The sequence below is a fragment of the Janthinobacterium sp. JF4 genome (assembly GCF_059617925.1).
Window position 1 is genome coordinate 22,561 of record NZ_JCAQAV010000033.1, and the last position, 14,784, is coordinate 37,344.

The following is a 14,784-nucleotide window of genomic DNA, read 5'->3' on the forward strand; positions in this document are numbered from 1 at the left end:
GTGAGAAAATGGCTGATTATTTAGTTTGATTAGGCCAAGAGAGAATTATGTCACAAGCGACCGACTTAACTGCACCCACCTCCGCATCCACCCCAGCACCTGCAGTGCCAGCACGTCCAAACGAGATGAACCTGGTCTGGGTCGACATGGAAATGACGGGCCTGGAGCCCGATACCGACCGCATCATCGAAGTGGCGGTGGTGGTGACGGACATGCATTTGAACCTGCTGGCCGAAGGCCCCGTGTTCGTGATCCACCAGTCGGATGAAACCCTGAACAAGATGGATGCCTGGAACAAGGGCACGCACGGCCGCTCGGGCCTGATCGACAAAGTCAAGGCGTCGACCGTGACGGAAGCGCAGGCGGAAGCGGAACTGATCGCGTTTCTGAAGAAATACGTACCTGCAGGCAAGTCGCCCATGTGCGGCAACACCATCGGCCAGGACCGCCGCTTCATGGTGCGCGGCATGCCGAAGCTGGAAGCGTTCTTCCACTACCGCAATGTCGACGTGTCGACACTGAAAGAGCTGTGCAAGCGCTGGAAGCCGGAAATCGCCACCGGTTTCAAGAAACACCAGAAGCACACGGCCCTGGCCGACATTCTGGAATCGATCGAGGAATTGAAGTACTACCGCGAACACTTTATTAAACTGTAATGGTGTTGTCGGCTTACGCGCTGCGCGCTAAGCCGACCTACGGCCCGGCGCCGCGTAGGTCGGCTTAGCGCCCTGGCGCGTAAGCCGACGCATCCACCGCCTCGAAATCGATGACGGACCAAGCGCCATCCTCGCCTTGCCATTCCAGCGCAAACGGCCCCGTTTGCCGCAAGTCCGTGATCCACACTGTTTCGCCTGGCTGGCGAAAATATCCCGCGCATCGCCCGAACGCTTGCCCCAGCCGGCACAGCACCAGTCCCTCTCCCGCCACGGCGCACCATTGTTGATTGACATCGATCAAGGCCACGGCCGGGTCGCCATAGAATTCGCCCAGGCTCGCTTGCCGGCCATCGGCGGCCAGTACGCTGGCGTGTTCGTATTCATGCTGGACAATATATGTGGCGCTGCGCGCCAGTTCGCGGCGGCTCATGCGCTCTCCACGGTGGGCCAGACGGTTTCCTGGTCGGCGCGCGCCTCGGCGATCAGCCATTCGCAGAAGGCGTGCACGAGGGGCCGCGTTTCCGCCTGGGGCGAGCGCAGCAGATAATAGCAGTGGGGGCCGCGCACGGCGTGTTCGAACACGCGCACCAGGCGGCCCGAGCGCAGGTCGTCGCCGATCAGGGGGCTGGCGGCGATGGCCACGCCCTGGCCGCTGGCGGCCGCGTCCAGGCACAGATACGTGTGCGAAAAGCGCGCGCCGCTGTTGCCGCTATTGCCGCTGTAATGCACGCCGCAGCTGTGCAGCCAGCGCGTCCAGTCGATTTCGCCGGGCAGGTGCACTTCCGGTTCGTCGTGCAGCAGCGGATAGCGCAGCAAGTCGGCGGGCTGGCGCAGGCTGGCCGCGTTGGCGCGGAAACCGGGGCTGCAGACGGCGGAAAACCATTCTTCCATCAATAAATCGACCTTCAGGCCTGGATAGCGGCCAGGTCCCAGGCGAATGGCCACGTCCACGCCATCGCGCGCCAGGTCGACCGGGTGCATCGACGCCAGCACGCGCAGTTCGATTTGCGGGTAGCGGTCGCGCAGCCGGCCCAGGCGCGGCATCAGCCAGCGCGAGACGAGCGAGCTGGTGGCCGTCACCGTCACCACCTTGTCGTCGCCCTGGCGCCGCGCCTGCTCGGACACGTCGGCCAGCTGGTTGAGGATGGGCCCCAGCGAGGCCGCATAGCGCTGCCCGGCATTGGTCAGCACCACGCCGCGCGGCAGGCGCTGGAACAGCACGATGCCCAGCCACGCTTCCAGCTGTTTTACGTGATGGCCGATGGCGCCGGCCGAGACGTGCAATTCTTCGCCCGCGCGCTGAAAGCCTTCATGGCGGGCGGCCGCCTCGAAGGCGTGCAGGGCGGCGAGTGGGGGCAAGGGACGTGACATGGCACTCTTCAAGAGATTGAGCCTCAGTAATATTCGGCCTATCCGTGAAGAATATTGGTTTGTTTCATTTTGCGCAAGCGAATATGATGCCGTCACTGCGTGAAGTGACCCGCAATAGGATTCACGCATGAACATCTCCCGGCCTTGCTGGGCATTTATATTTACAACGTTACAACGCCTGGGGAAACCGTCGCGATACGCAGCAGGTTTGCCCAGGCGTACTCTAAGAGGTTTAGTCATGTCTGATCGCCGCGCTGTTGCGCTGGTGTTGCTGTCGGCCGCCGGTTTCGGCAGTTCCGCAGTGTTTGCCAAGGCGGCCTATGCGTCCGGGGTCAACCCGTCGACCATGCTGGCCTTGCGTTTCGTCATCGCCGCCATGCTGTTGCTGCCGCTCGTGTGGCTGGGGGGCTGGCGCTTGCCGCGCGGCCGCCTGCTGGCCGGCTACATGCTGATGGGCCTGATGTACACGGCTCAGTCGCAAGGCTATTTCAATGCTCTCATGTATGCCAGCAGCGGCCTGTGCGGCATGCTGCTGTACGTGTATCCCGTGCTGGTCACCATCCTCGCGCTGGCGCTGGGCTGGGAAAAGCTGGACCGGCGCATGCTGGTGCTGATGGCGCTGGCCATTGCCGGCATGGCCATCACCCTGGGCGGCAAGCTGCAGGGCCAGCCCATCGGCATCGCCCTGGCATTGATGGCCGCCGGCGTGTACGCCGTGTACATCCTGTTTGGCAACAGCCTGTCGAAAAGCCGCGAGAATATTCACCCATTGGCCGCCTGCGTGGTGATCCTGGGCACGGCCGGCCTGTCGAACAGCGCGATTGCCTTGTGGCAAGGCGTGTCCTTGCCTGGCACGGCGGCGGGCTGGCTGGCCGTCAGCGCCATCGCCCTGTTCTCGACGGCCATCGCGATTGCCGCCTTCTTTGCCGGCGTGGCGCAGATCGGCGCGGCCAAGGCTTCCATCATTTCCACGTTTGAACCAGTCATCACGATGGCGTTCGGCGTGACCTTGCTGAAGGAGTCCGTCAGCGGCACGCAATTGCTGGGCGGCGCCATGGTGCTGGCCGCCGTGGTCTTGCTGGCGCAGCGGCCCACTGCCAAGCCGGCGGCCATGCCGGCCGTGCAGGCGAGCGCCTGAGCTGTTTTTTCCCGAACTGATCGGCAATACCGATCGGTCTCCTTTGCGCCGCGACGGGTTTCCTGTCGCGGCGCTTTTTTTGGCCGCGCACAAATAACTCTTGATTGCGAATGATTCTCATTTATAATTGATTTCAAGATTCCCCACCACCAGCCAGCCCATGCCAGCCAGTGTTCGCCTTGAAAGGAGACACCGTGACGAGCATGCCCCCTATTTGCAATACCGAGCTGGTCGCCGGCGAATTTGCCCGCCTGCGCCGCGAAAAGAAAGCCCGCCACCGCGACATCGCCGAGGAACTGGGCATTGCCGAAGGCGAACTGGTTGCCGCGCATGCCGGCCTGTCGCTGGCCGATGGCGCCTTGCTGGGCGCGGTGCGCCTGCAAGCCGACTGGCCTGCCATCATCGCCGCGCTGGAACCGCTGGGCGAAGTCATGGCGCTGACGCGCAACGCCTCGTGCGTGCATGAAAAGACGGGCGTCTACCGCAAGGCTAGCCACAACCACCACGTGGGCCTGGTGCTGGGCGGCGACATCGACCTGCGCGTGTTCTACCGCCAGTGGGCGCATGGCTTTGCCGTTCGGGAGATGGGCGAGCAGGAAGTGCAGCGCAGCCTGCAATTTTTCGATGCGGCCGGCCAGGCCGTGCACAAGATTTTCATGAAGCCGCAAAGCGACCTTGCCGCCTACGACGCGCTGGTGGCGCATTTTGCCGACGCGGACCAGGCGGCCGGCATCGCCGTGACGGCGCCCGTGGCCCCGCCGGCCGAACTGCCCGACGCGCAGATCGACGTGGCAGGCTTTCGCGCCGCCTGGGCTGACTTGCGCGACACGCATGATTTTTTCACCGTGCTGAAGAAATATTCGGTCTCGCGCCTGCAGGGCCTGCGCCTGGCCGAGGCGCGCTTCGTGCAGCAGCTCGACAAATCCTGCGTGCTCGACCTGCTCAATAGCGCCGCCCTCGAAAAGGTGGCCATCATGGCCTTCGTCGGCAATGCCGGCATGATCCAGATCCATTCCGGGCCCGTGCACAAGATCGCCGTGATGGGGCCATGGATCAATGTCCTCGACACGCGCTTCAACCTGCATTTGCGCGAAGACCATATCGCCAGCGCCTGGGTGGTGAAAAAGCCGACCGTCGATGGCCTGGTGACGTCGGTGGAACTGTTCGACGCCAGGGGCGACACCATCGCCATGTTCTTCGGCGAACGCAAGCCGGGCGTGCATGAATTGTGCGAATGGCGCCATATCGTCGACAGAGTGGCGCAGGAGGGCGAGCTATGCGCCGCATGATCGCCGCCAGCGTGGCGCGCCGCATCGCGCTGAAGAAAATGGGGGCCGGCGCATTGGCGCTGGCCGCGCCGATGCAGGTGCTGGCGGCAGTGTCCGACGCGGGCAAGCCGCAGCTCAAGGCGCGGCGCATCGTCAGCGTGGGCGGCGCCCTGACGGAAATCATCTATGCGCTCGAGGCGCAGGGCGAACTGGTGGGCGTCGATACCACCTCGCTGTATCCTGCCATGGCGCAGCAGCTGCCGCAGGTGGGCTACGCGCGCACCTTGTCGGCCGAGGGCGTGCTGTCGCTGGCGCCAACGCAGCTGATCGCCACCGAGGAAGCGGGGCCGCAAGCGGTGCTGCGCCAGGTGCGCGACGCAGGCGTGCCGGTGGCCATCCTCAATGCCAACAATCGATTCGAAGGCTTGCTCGAACGGGTGAAACAGGTGGGCCAGATCACGGGACGTGCCGACCCCGCCGCGCGTCTGGCGCAAGCCTTGCAACAGCAGTGGGACGGCGCCCTGGGCAAGGTGCGCCTGCGCAGCCAATCACCGGTACCATCAGCCGTGCGCGTGCTGTTCATCCTCGCCCATGCGCCGAACCAGGTGATGGTGGGCGGACGCGAGACGGGCGCCGACGCCATGCTCGCGTATGCGGGCGCCGTCAACGTGATGGGTGGATCGGCCGGTTTTGCAGGCTACAAGCCGCTCACGCCGGAAGCCGTGATCGCCGCGCGGCCCGACCTCGTGCTCGTCACGGACCAGGGCCTGAAGGCTTCGGGTGGCGTGGACGGCATCTTGACACTGCCAGGGCTGGCGCAGACGCCGGCCGGACGCAAGCACCGCATCGTCTCGCAGGAAGCCATGCTGTTGCTGGGCTTTGGCCCGCGCATGCCGCAGGCGCTGGCCGAACTCGATGCCGCCTTCGCCAAAGCCATGGCGGCATGAACGTGGCTTCCCTGGTGTCCGTCGCTCCCTGGCGCTGGCCACGCTGGGGCGCCGGCGGGCTGCTGGCCGCCGCACTGGCTTGCGGCTTGCTGATCGCCGTGCAGGCGGGCGCCGTGCCCGTGGCCCTGGCCGACTGGCTGGCGCCATTTCAATCTGGCGACGCGGCGTTGTCCGGCGGCGCGTATGTGCTGTGGCATATCCGTTTGCCGCGCGCCCTGTTTGCCATCCTGATCGGCGCCGCGCTGGCGCTGGCCGGCGGCTTGACGCAAGGGCTGTTCCGCAATCCGCTGGCCGACCCCGGGCTGCTGGGCGTGAGCAGCGGCGCCGCCTGCGCGGGCGCGGCCACCATCGTCTTCGCGGCCAGCCTGCACGTGGCGCCGGAACTGCGCGTGTGGCTGCTGCCGGGGGCCGCGTTTGGCGGCGCCATGTTCATTTGCGTGCTGCTCGACTGGGTCGCCCGCTGGGCCACGCCAGGCTCCATCGTCGGCCTGCTGCTGACGGGCGTGGCGCTGAACGCCATCACGGTGGCCGCCATGGGCCTGTGCATCTACCTGGCCAGCGACGACCAGTTGCGCACCCTGACTTTCTGGACCCTCGGCTCACTGTCGGCCGGCAGCTGGCGCCAGGTGGCGGCTTTGCTGATTGTATTGGCGGGCGCGCTGTGGGCCACGCGTTTCCTGATGCGTTCCCTGAACGCGCTGGCGCTGGGCGAAGCGCAGGCGCTGCACGTGGGCATCGACGTGGGCCGGCTGCGCACGCAGGTGATCGTGCTGGTGGCCGTGCTGACGGGCTTTGCCGTCGCCTGGTGCGGCGGCATCGGTTTTATTGGCCTGATCGCGCCGCACCTGGTGCGCACCTGGCTGGGGGCCGACCAGCGCCGCGTACTGCCGCTGGCGATGCTGATGGGGGGCTTGCTGCTGCTGTTGGCCGACACCCTGGCGCGCACGGTCGCCATTCCCGCGGAAGTCCCCGTCGGCATTTTCACGGCCCTGCTGGGTGGGCCATTTTTCCTGATGCTGCTGCGGCGCTTCCGCCACGGCACAGCCTAGAGGTGAATATGACGCCCCTGCTGGAACTCTCCTTCGCCACCACACAACTGGGCCAGCAGTATTTCGGCCCCTTCAATGTACGCATAGCGCCGGGCGAGCGCGTCGCCATCCTCGGCCCCAGCGGCGCGGGCAAGTCGACCCTGCTCAAACTGATGGCGCGCGAACTGCAGCCGCAGGCGGGCCAAGTGGCGTTCGCGGGCCGGCCGCTGGCGCACTGGCCGCTGGCAGACCTGGCGCTGCGCCGCGCCGTCCTGCCGCAAGGTTCGAACGTGGCCTTCGGATTGCAGTGCAAACTGGTGATCGGCCTGGGGCGGGTGGCGCGCCTGGTTGATCCGCAACTGGAACGGATCGTGCAGGAGGCGGCGGCCCTGGCGCACGCCGGGCATCTGCTGGGTCGCCGTTTGGATTCGCTGTCCGGCGGCGAACAGGCCAGGGTGCAGCTGGCGCGCATCTTTGCGCAGATGTGGGATGTCAAAGATGGCTTGATACTTGTCGACGAACCGCTGGCGGCGCTCGATCCGGGCCTGCAATTCGATCTGCTCGACAGCCTGCAGCAGTTCTGCGCCGCGCGCGGCCACGCCGTCATCGCCATCCTGCACGACATCAATCACGCCTTGCTGGGTTTTGACCGGCTGCTGCTGGTGCGTTCGGGCCAGCTGGTGGCCGACATCGCCAGCGATGCCGGCGCCGTGCCGGCCCTGGCCGCGCTGTACGGCATCGCCTTGACGACGGCGACCAGCAGCGATGGCGACGTGTGCGTCATCCCTGCCAGAAGCGCGGTGCGCAGGGCCGCCTGACCGATTAGCTCACTCACCAGACGTCCGCCGCGCGCGGCCGCATCATCTGGCCGCTGCCCAGCAGCCACACCATCAGGGCATCGGCCTGTTCGCGCGTGGCGGCGACTTCCTGCACGATGCCGAAGGCTTGCATGGCGCCGGCCGCCATCGCCTGCAGGCGCGCGCGCTGTTGCGCATCCGCTTCGACCGATACCAGGCCCCGGCAAATGGCGGCCAGCGCCACCTTGTTATGCTTTAGCCACAGGCCGCGGCGCTTGCGGTCGACGTGCGCTTCGTCGCTGCGCTCCTCTTCGAACAGCATGACGAACGGTTCGCCATGGCGCAGCAGGGCATCCATGTCGTTTTCCCATAGCGGGGCATAGCCGGTGACGGCTGTTTCAGGGCGAAAGCGCACGATGGGAAAGTCGCTGACGTCGTGGATGGAGAAATGTGCGGGATTCGGTTTCATGGCGTGTTTCCTTGCGATGTGGTTGCAAATGCTTGCCAGCCGCCGCCCAGCGCCTTGTAGACCTGGACCAGCGACAGCGACGCGGTGGCGCGGCTATCGACCAGCGCCGCTTCGTTGTTCAATAAAGTGTTTTGCACATGCAGCACGTTGATCAGGTCCGTGCCGCCCTGGCGGTACTGCAGTTCCGCGCTGCCCAATGCGCGCCGTCCCTGTTTGACGGCTTCATCGAGGCTGGCCTGGCGGCGGGCGTTGGCCTGGTAGCCCGAGAGCGCGTCTTCCACCTCGTGCCAGGCGGCCAGCACCGTCTGGCGGTAGGCGATGGCCGCCTCCTGCTGCTGCGCCTCGCGCAATTGCAGCTTGCCGCGCAGGCGGCCGCCATCGAACAGGGGCACGCTGAAGCCGGGGCCGAAGGCGAAGCGCTTGGCGTCCCAGCCGATGTCGGACAGCTGCATCGATTGCAGGCCGACGCTGCCCGAGAGCGTGATGCGCGGATAAAAATCGCCTTGCGCCACGCCGATGGCGGCCGTGGCCGCGTGCAGCTGCGCTTCGGCGCGGCGGATGTCGGGACGCCGTTCGGCCAGGCTGCTCGGCACGCCCAGCTGCACCTGCATGGCCACGGCGGGAATGTCCTTGCCCGCCGCCAGTTCCGCCTGCAGGGACTGTGGCGGCAGCGCCAGCAAGAGGGCGATGGCATTGCCCAGGCGCGCTTCGCGCTGCTGCAGCGGCGGCAGGCGCGCTTCGATGGTGGCCACGTGGGCCGCCGCCTCGGCCTCGTCGAGCTGCGTCGCCGCGCCTTCGCGCAGGCGGATGCGCGTCAGGTTCAATGTATGGCGGGCGATATCGAGCAGCTGCTGCGTGATGGCCAAGGTCTGCTGCGCGCCGCGCAGCTCGATGTAGTCGCGCGCCGCCTCGGCCAGCACGGCCAGCAGCACGCCGCGCTGCGTTTCCACGGCCACCTCGACGCGCGCGTCAGCCGCTTCCACTTCGCGCCGCACGCGGCCCCACAGGTCCAGCTCCCAGGCCGCATCGAGGTTGCTTTGCCACAGGTTGTAGTCGGATTGGCCGTTGTTGCGCGACGGGTCGCTCAAGCCTTGTTCGCTGTTGCGCGCGCGGCTATAGCCGCCATTCGCGCCCAGGGACGGGCCTTGCGCGGCGCCGGCCACGCCGCGCGCGGCGCGGCTTTGTTGCAGCCGGCTGGCCGCCGCCAGCACGTCGAGGTTGGCGCCGGCGGCGCGCTGCAGCAGCGACGACAGGGTTGCGTCGCCAAAGCTGTCCCACCAGCGCTGCTCGATGGCGCCATCCTGTGTCGCGGCGAAACGGGCATGCTCCGCCTGGCGCCATTGCTGCCCCAGCTCATGGGGCGGGCGCTGGAAGTCGTTGCCGACGCTGGCGCAGCCGGCCAGGCCCAGGGCCGTGAAGAGTATCAGTGCTTTCATCGCGCGCTCACCTGTTTGATATCTTGACGGCGCATGGCCGTATCGATGCGCACTTCGGCCGACATGCCCACGCGCAGGCGGCCGTCGCCATCCTGGCCCGGATCGAGCGCGATCCTGACGGGGATGCGCTGCACCACCTTGGTGAAATTGCCGGTGGCGTTTTCCGGCGCGATGGCGGCAAACGTCACGCCCGTGGCGGGCGCAATGCTGTGCACCGTGCCGTGCAGGAGCACGCCCGGATAAGCGTCGACGGCGATGCTGGCGCGCTGGCCCTGGCGCACGTGGGTCAGCTGGGTTTCCTGCAGGTTGGCGATGACGAAGCTGCGGTTCAGGGGCACCACGGCCATCAGGCTGGCGCCCGGGTTGACGAGGGCGCCGACGCGCACGGCGCGGCGTCCGACGATGCCGTCGATGGGGGCGCGCAGCTGCGTATGCGACAAATCCAGTTCGGCCCGTTGCAGGCTGGCGCGGGCGCGCAACAAGGCCGCTTCGGCCGCGCCTTGCTGTGCTTGCAGAATTTCCGTCTGCTTGCGGGTGGCAACCAGGGCGGCGCGGTTTTGCGCCAGGCGCGCGCGGCTCACGTCGAAGCGCGATTGCGCCTGCTGCGCGTTCTGCACGCTGCCCGCGCCCTGGCCAGCCAGGTGCTGCGAGCGGGCCAGCTCCTGCTGCGCCAGTTTGTCTTCCGCCTGGTTGGCGTCAACCAGGGTGGTGGCTTGCTCGATCACCGATTGCTGGCGCTGCAGGGTGGCGCGGGCATAGTCCAGCTGCGCTTCTGCGCCCGCTACTTCGGCGCGGGCCGAGTCGGCGGCGGTCTGGTAGTCTCGGTCGTCGATGCGCGCCAGCAGCTGACCCGCCTTGACAGTCTGGTTGTCTTCCACCAGCACTTCCCGCACGATGCCGCCCACCTTGGGAGAGAGCACGGTGTAGTCGGCGCTGACGAAGGCGTCGTCGGTGCTTTGTTCGTCGCCACGGGCGAATAGCAGTTGCCAGGCGCAAAAGGCGAGGGCGCCGGCCAGCAGGGCCAGGCCGAGGATGAACGCGCGCGAGCGCAGTATGGGTTTTTGCATGGTGAAGCTCTTTCGTGAAATAAAAGTCAGGCTGCGCGCGGCGGATAGACGCGCGTCGGCAGGATGGGAATGATCACAATCATGGCCAGCGCGATGGCCGCCACGGTGAGGTACAGGTCGGACGAGGTCAGGGTGACGACTTGCGCATGCATGCGCTGCGCCAGGCCAGGCACGTCCATGGCGGTCGGCAGGTTGCCCAGGCGTTCGCTGAGCACCGTCGAATGAAAATGGTTGCGGCGCGTGATCAGCGCATCGAGCACGCCGGTGGCGACGACGGCCGACATGCCCTTGATGGTGTTGAACCAGGCCGAGGCGAAAGGGCCATCCTGCGGCGCCAGGCCCGTGGTGGCCAGCAGCAGCAAGGGGATCACGGCCATCGGCTGCGCAAAGATTTGCACTGCTTGCAGCAGGTAGAAATGCGTGCGGATCCAGTCCGGCGACATGCGCGCGCCGAGCACGCAGGACAGGGCCAGCAGGGCCAGGCCGATGGCCAGCACCCAGCGGCAGTCGACGGCGCGGAGATTGCACAGGGCGGCCACCAGCGGCAGGGCGATCAACTGCGGCAGCGCCACCATCAGCATCACGGGCGCCGTTTGCAGCGGGCGGTAGGCGTGCACCTGCGCCAGGTAGGACGAGGGAATCAGGATCACGGCCAGCAGCACGAACAGCACGCCGCCCAGGGTCAGCAGGGCGTGGCTGAGGTTGCGCCGCGACAGCAGTTGCAGCTTGAAGAACGGCAGCGGATGCGACCATTCGTTGATGAAGAACAGCACCAGCAGCAACAGGCCGCCGCCCAGCAGCACGCAGATCAGCGGCGAGGCGAACCACGCCAGGCGTTCTCCCTGCAGTAATCCCACCACCAGCATGCTGATGGCGGGCAGGCCAAGCAGCAGGCCGCGCCAGTCGAACTGGCGCAAGCGCTCGAGGCGCAGCGGGTCTTGCGGCAAGCCCCAGGACACCATCAGCAGGGCGACGATGCTGCCCGGGACGACTTGCCAGAAGGCCCATTGCCAGCCCAGGTACTCGGTCCAGAAGGCGGCCAGCGGCGTGCCCAGGCTGGGGCCGAAGGTGGCGCTCAGCGCATAGCCGCCCAGGCCATACAGCTTGATGTTCGGCGGCAGGAAGCGCAGCGCCACCGTCATCAGCATGGGCGGCAGGGCTCCGCCGGCCGCGCCCTGCACCACGCGCAGGAACATCAGCACGGAGAGGTTAGGCGCGAACGGGCAGAGCAGGCCGGCGGCCATGCAGACGAGGATGGCGGTGGCCGTCAGCCGGCGCAGCGAAAAGGTGACGGAGCACCACGGCGCGAACGCCATGGCCGACACCGAGGCGGCCGCATACAGGGCGACGAGCCAGCTGGCGTCGTCGCGCGCGATGCCCATGGCGCCGCGGATGTCGGCCAGCGCGACCTTGGTGATGTTTTCATTCAGGCCGGCCACCAGCACGGCCAGCAGCACGCCGGCCAGGCCCGTGGCCAGGCGCAGACCGAAGATGGGAGGTGCGGGCGGCGCGGCCGCAGGGGCGGCGCCAGGAAGGGGTACAGCAGACACAGGGAACTCCGTGGATGAGAATCAGTCCACGCAGTATAGGTAGCGATAAATCTTATGAAAATTGATCATTGATGAAGTCTGAATTGCGTCTGGCGCAATGATGAATGGAGTCGGACCCCGGTCTTTGTTGTTGGGTTTGGCGTCTGGCGGGTGAGTTCAAATCAAACTCCCCCAAATCAAATGCTGGGGTCAGACCCGCAAGGGTCTGACCCCGTGCACAAGTCCTTGATCATGCGGCGCAGCCAGCGGTGCGCGTGGTCGTGGTCGAGGCGAGGGTGCCAGGCCTGGAACACGTCCACGCTGTCGACGGGGATGGGCAGCTGGAAGGTGCGCAGCTTCAAGCCCAGGCGCTCGACGATGGGCAGCAGCGGCGTGGGCATCAGCGGCAGCAGCAGGCGCGAATCGGCCACGGCGAAGATGGCGGACTGGAAGTTGGGGCTGATCAGCGACACCCGGCGCGTGTAGCCACGCTCGGCCAGGATGGTGTCGAACGGGCCGCGCGCCAGCCCGCGCCGCGAGACGCTGATATGTTCGTATTCGGTAAAGCTGTCGAGGTCGATGGGGCCGTCGAAGAGCGGGTGGTCGCTGCGGGCGATGCCGACAAAGCCGCTGGTAAACAGCTGCTGCAGCTTGATGTCGGGCGCAAAGGCGCGCCGCGCGCTGATGTACAGGTCGATGCGGCCCGCGTGCAGTGCGTCGTTTTCCGTGGCGCCATCGCCTTCGGGCACGAAGCGCAGCACCGTGTGCGGCGCGTGCACTGCCAGCAGGTCGCGCAGCTTGCCGCCGTAGGCGCCGACAAACACGTCGTTGGCGCACAGGCTGAAGGTGCGCTCCAGCGTGCGCAAGTCCACTTCGCGGCCGGACGTGAAGATGGCGTGCGCCTGTTCCACCACGCCGCGCACCTGCTCGCGCAGTTCCAGCGCGCGCGGGGTCGGCGCCAGGCCGCGGCCGGAGCGCACGAAGACGGGGTCGCCGATGGCGTCGCGGATGCGCGCCAGGGTGCGGCTCATGGCCGGCGCGCTCAGATGCATGCGCCGCGCGGCGGCCACGGCGCTGCCTTCCTCGAGCAGGATGTCGAGGGCGACGAGCAGATTCAGGTCAGGGAGTTTCATGCGCCGATTATAGCCCGGGGGCCAGTGTCAGCGCTGCGCCGGCAGGACGCCGGCACAGAGGGGATTGCTACTGCGTGATTACTCGGCTGCCGGCTCGGCGCCGCAGCACTTCTTGAACTTCTTGCCGCTGCCGCAAGGGCAGTCGTCGTTGCGGCCCACTTTCGGCTCTTCGCGCTTCATGGTTTGCACGGGAGCTTTGCGGCGCGGCACCCAGAATCGGTGGATGGCCGGCAGGTTCGCTTCCAGTTCCTGCGCCAGCTTGTGCGCCTTGACCGGGTCTTCCACCAGTTTCAGTTCTTCTTCCTTGATTTCGTCGGCGCCCAGCAGGTAGATCGGCTGCATCAGCTCGGCCACTTCGGAATCCCAGATCTCGTTCCACGAGCCGGGACGCAGCTCCATGCCGTCCCAGAAGCCCCAGCACCAGGCTTCGGCGTCGATCAGGGTCTGGCCTTCGTAGTCGTGCTCGACGAACAGGGCTTCGAATTCCTTCGGCGCCACTTCAAACGTCACCAGCACTTCGTTCATGAAGCGCATGATCAGGTTGACGATGCGTTCTTCTTCCTTGCTGTTCTTGAATTTCGGCGCATCTTCGGCATCTTCGCCCCACACGCGCGGCAACCACTCGGCCGGCATGATCGGTTCCGGGCCGATGGCCACGGCCGTCAGATAGCCGTGCAGCATATCCATGGTCATCGCGTCTTCGGAGCAGCGCTCCGACAACAGGAATTGGTCTAATTCGTCGAATTCTTTTTCTGATAATGGCTGTTCGAGTTGCATGGCTTGCTCTTTGTATTGAATATAAGCCGCCAGTATACGCCTAGCGGCGCTTCATCGCCGAAGTGTTTGCACCGGCGGTCCGCACGCGCCTTACAATGTCGCTTATGCACAATGAAAACCAGCCGCACGAGGACGACCGGCCCGTCCATCCCTTTTCCGCCCTGAGCCCCGATTGCGTGCTCGACGCCCTCGACAGCGTGGGCTTGCGCGGCGATGGCCGTCTGCTGGCGCTGAACAGCTATGAAAACCGCGTCTACCAGGTAGGTATCGAAGACGGCGCGCCCCTGGTGGCCAAGTTTTACCGTCCCGCGCGCTGGAGCGATACGGCCATCCTGGAAGAACACGCGTTCGTCTCCGAACTGGTCGAGCGCGAAATCCAGGTGGTGCCGGCGCTGGAAATCAACGGCAGCACCCTGCACCAGTACCAGGGCTTCCGCTTTGCCGTCTTCTCCCGCCACGGCGGCCGCGCGCCCGAGCTGGACGACCCGGCGACCCTGGAATGGATAGGGCGTTTCATCGGCCGCATCCACGCCGTCGGCGCGCTGTCCACCTACCAGGAACGGCCGGCGCTCGATCACCAGACGTTCGGCGTCGAGCCGCGCGAGTTCTTGCTGGAGGGTAATTTTCTGCCGCCCGAACTGCTGGCCGCGTACTCCAGCGTGGCGCAGCAGGCGCTCGATGGCGTCAAGCGCTGCTATGACCGCGCGGGCGACGTGGCCGTGCTGCGCACGCATGGCGACTGCCATGGCGGCAACGTGCTGTGGACGGATGCCGGCCCCCATTTCGTCGACTTCGACGATAGCCGCATGGGGCCGGCCATCCAGGACCTGTGGATGATGCTGTCGGGCGAGCGCAGCGACCAGGTGCGCCAGATGAGCGACATCCTGGCAGGCTATGAAGACTTTTGCGATTTCGACCCGCGCCAGCTGTACCTGGTCGAAGCCCTGCGCACCCTGCGCCTGATCCATTATTCAGCCTGGCTGGCGCGCCGCTGGGACGACCCCGCCTTCCCCGTCGCCTTCCCGTGGTTTAACACGCAGCGCTACTGGCAGGACCGCATCCTGGAATTGCGCGAGCAGGTGGCGCTGATGGATGAAGCACCCCTATGGCCAATTTAAGCGCGCGATAAAACGCCCATGGCGGCGTTGCATTGCCTAGGCGTACTATT

General features: G+C 66.3%; 15 protein-coding genes. 7 read left to right on the plus strand and 8 right to left on the minus strand.

What is annotated here, in order from left to right; all coding sequences use genetic code 11:
• The first annotated feature begins 47 nt into the window (after positions 1 to 47).
• Complete coding sequence (gene orn, locus AC54AF_RS20565) at positions 48 to 656, plus strand: oligoribonuclease (RefSeq protein ID WP_180338396.1); 609 nt, start codon at positions 48 to 50, stop codon at positions 654 to 656.
• 64 nt (positions 657 to 720) lie between these two features.
• Here the strand turns inward: orn and AC54AF_RS20570 are convergent, their stop codons facing one another.
• Positions 721 to 1,086 carry a hypothetical protein gene (locus tag AC54AF_RS20570; protein WP_496638007.1) on the minus strand — a complete coding sequence of 122 codons (366 nt, stop codon included), beginning with the start codon at positions 1,084 to 1,086 and terminating at the stop codon, positions 721 to 723.
• Positions 1,083 to 2,027, minus strand: coding sequence for a transcriptional regulator GcvA (gcvA, locus tag AC54AF_RS20575; RefSeq protein ID WP_131689209.1), 945 nt, complete (start codon positions 2,025 to 2,027; stop codon positions 1,083 to 1,085). Before gcvA ends, AC54AF_RS20570 begins: the two co-directional genes overlap by 4 nt.
• Positions 2,028 to 2,265: 238 nt before the next feature.
• Between gcvA and AC54AF_RS20580 the strand changes: the two genes are divergently transcribed.
• The 5 genes from AC54AF_RS20580 to AC54AF_RS20600 all read left to right on the plus strand — a co-directional run bounded on the left by AC54AF_RS20580 (position 2,266) and on the right by AC54AF_RS20600 (position 7,226).
• Complete coding sequence (locus tag AC54AF_RS20580; RefSeq protein ID WP_496638008.1) at positions 2,266 to 3,165, plus strand: DMT family transporter; 900 nt, start codon at positions 2,266 to 2,268, stop codon at positions 3,163 to 3,165.
• Positions 3,166 to 3,368: 203 nt separating this feature from the next.
• Positions 3,369 to 4,454: a hemin-degrading factor gene (locus AC54AF_RS20585; protein ID WP_496638041.1), complete on the plus strand. Its 1,086-nt coding sequence runs from the start codon at positions 3,369 to 3,371 to the stop codon at positions 4,452 to 4,454.
• Entirely contained in the window at positions 4,442 to 5,380 is a 939-nt protein-coding gene (locus AC54AF_RS20590) for a heme/hemin ABC transporter substrate-binding protein (protein ID WP_496638009.1), read from the plus strand. Before AC54AF_RS20585 ends, AC54AF_RS20590 begins: the two co-directional genes overlap by 13 nt.
• On the plus strand, positions 5,377 to 6,429 hold the full coding sequence (locus AC54AF_RS20595) for a FecCD family ABC transporter permease (protein WP_496638010.1): 1,053 nt from the start codon (positions 5,377 to 5,379) through the stop codon (positions 6,427 to 6,429). The genes AC54AF_RS20590 and AC54AF_RS20595 overlap by 4 nt, the downstream gene beginning before the upstream one ends.
• An 8-nt stretch (positions 6,430 to 6,437) precedes the next feature.
• Complete coding sequence (locus AC54AF_RS20600) at positions 6,438 to 7,226, plus strand: ATP-binding cassette domain-containing protein (RefSeq protein ID WP_496638011.1); 789 nt, start codon at positions 6,438 to 6,440, stop codon at positions 7,224 to 7,226.
• 13 nt (positions 7,227 to 7,239) lie between these two features.
• On the opposite strand, the gene AC54AF_RS20605 is transcribed toward AC54AF_RS20600, so the two are convergent.
• From AC54AF_RS20605 to AC54AF_RS20630, 6 genes are all read right to left on the minus strand, one after another.
• A complete protein-coding gene (locus AC54AF_RS20605; protein WP_496638012.1) occupies positions 7,240 to 7,674 on the minus strand; it encodes a hypothetical protein in 435 nt (144 codons plus the stop codon).
• On the minus strand, positions 7,671 to 9,110 hold the full coding sequence (locus tag AC54AF_RS20610) for an efflux transporter outer membrane subunit (protein ID WP_496638013.1): 1,440 nt from the start codon (positions 9,108 to 9,110) through the stop codon (positions 7,671 to 7,673). Before AC54AF_RS20610 ends, AC54AF_RS20605 begins: the two co-directional genes overlap by 4 nt.
• Positions 9,107 to 10,177: an HlyD family secretion protein gene (locus AC54AF_RS20615; RefSeq protein WP_496638014.1), complete on the minus strand. Its 1,071-nt coding sequence runs from the start codon at positions 10,175 to 10,177 to the stop codon at positions 9,107 to 9,109. The genes AC54AF_RS20610 and AC54AF_RS20615 overlap by 4 nt, the downstream gene beginning before the upstream one ends.
• A gap of 26 nt (positions 10,178 to 10,203) precedes the next feature.
• The gene (locus AC54AF_RS20620; RefSeq protein WP_496638015.1) at positions 10,204 to 11,727 is read right to left on the minus strand and encodes an MFS transporter; all 1,524 of its coding nucleotides are present in this window, start codon (positions 11,725 to 11,727) and stop codon (positions 10,204 to 10,206) included.
• Positions 11,728 to 11,903: 176 nt separating this feature from the next.
• Positions 11,904 to 12,839: a LysR family transcriptional regulator gene (locus AC54AF_RS20625; protein ID WP_496638016.1), complete on the minus strand. Its 936-nt coding sequence runs from the start codon at positions 12,837 to 12,839 to the stop codon at positions 11,904 to 11,906.
• Positions 12,840 to 12,917: 78 nt separating this feature from the next.
• Positions 12,918 to 13,616, minus strand: a complete 699-nt coding sequence (locus AC54AF_RS20630; RefSeq protein ID WP_034785080.1) for a UPF0149 family protein — start codon at positions 13,614 to 13,616, stop codon at positions 12,918 to 12,920.
• A 104-nt stretch (positions 13,617 to 13,720) separates the two neighbouring features.
• Between AC54AF_RS20630 and AC54AF_RS20635 the strand changes: the two genes are divergently transcribed.
• Complete coding sequence (locus tag AC54AF_RS20635) at positions 13,721 to 14,734, plus strand: serine/threonine protein kinase (RefSeq protein ID WP_496638017.1); 1,014 nt, start codon at positions 13,721 to 13,723, stop codon at positions 14,732 to 14,734.
• The last annotated feature ends 50 nt before the right edge of the window (positions 14,735 to 14,784 follow it).

Coding starts and splice junctions, on each gene's coding strand:
- AC54AF_RS20635 (WP_496638017.1), top strand. CDS start 13,721: ATGCACAATGAAAACCAGCCGCACGAGGACGACCGGCCCGTCCATCCC.
- AC54AF_RS20610 (WP_496638013.1), bottom strand. CDS start 9,110: ATGAAAGCACTGATACTCTTCACGGCCCTGGGCCTGGCCGGCTGCGCC.
- AC54AF_RS20630 (WP_034785080.1), bottom strand. CDS start 13,616: ATGCAACTCGAACAGCCATTATCAGAAAAAGAATTCGACGAATTAGAC.
- AC54AF_RS20585 (WP_496638041.1), top strand. CDS start 3,369: ATGCCCCCTATTTGCAATACCGAGCTGGTCGCCGGCGAATTTGCCCGC.
- AC54AF_RS20570 (WP_496638007.1), bottom strand. CDS start 1,086: ATGAGCCGCCGCGAACTGGCGCGCAGCGCCACATATATTGTCCAGCAT.
- AC54AF_RS20625 (WP_496638016.1), bottom strand. CDS start 12,839: ATGAAACTCCCTGACCTGAATCTGCTCGTCGCCCTCGACATCCTGCTC.
- AC54AF_RS20580 (WP_496638008.1), top strand. CDS start 2,266: ATGTCTGATCGCCGCGCTGTTGCGCTGGTGTTGCTGTCGGCCGCCGGT.
- AC54AF_RS20605 (WP_496638012.1), bottom strand. CDS start 7,674: ATGAAACCGAATCCCGCACATTTCTCCATCCACGACGTCAGCGACTTT.
- AC54AF_RS20600 (WP_496638011.1), top strand. CDS start 6,438: ATGACGCCCCTGCTGGAACTCTCCTTCGCCACCACACAACTGGGCCAG.
- AC54AF_RS20595 (WP_496638010.1), top strand. CDS start 5,377: ATGAACGTGGCTTCCCTGGTGTCCGTCGCTCCCTGGCGCTGGCCACGC.
- gcvA (WP_131689209.1), bottom strand. CDS start 2,027: ATGTCACGTCCCTTGCCCCCACTCGCCGCCCTGCACGCCTTCGAGGCG.
- AC54AF_RS20615 (WP_496638014.1), bottom strand. CDS start 10,177: ATGCAAAAACCCATACTGCGCTCGCGCGCGTTCATCCTCGGCCTGGCC.
- orn (WP_180338396.1), top strand. CDS start 48: ATGTCACAAGCGACCGACTTAACTGCACCCACCTCCGCATCCACCCCA.
- AC54AF_RS20590 (WP_496638009.1), top strand. CDS start 4,442: ATGCGCCGCATGATCGCCGCCAGCGTGGCGCGCCGCATCGCGCTGAAG.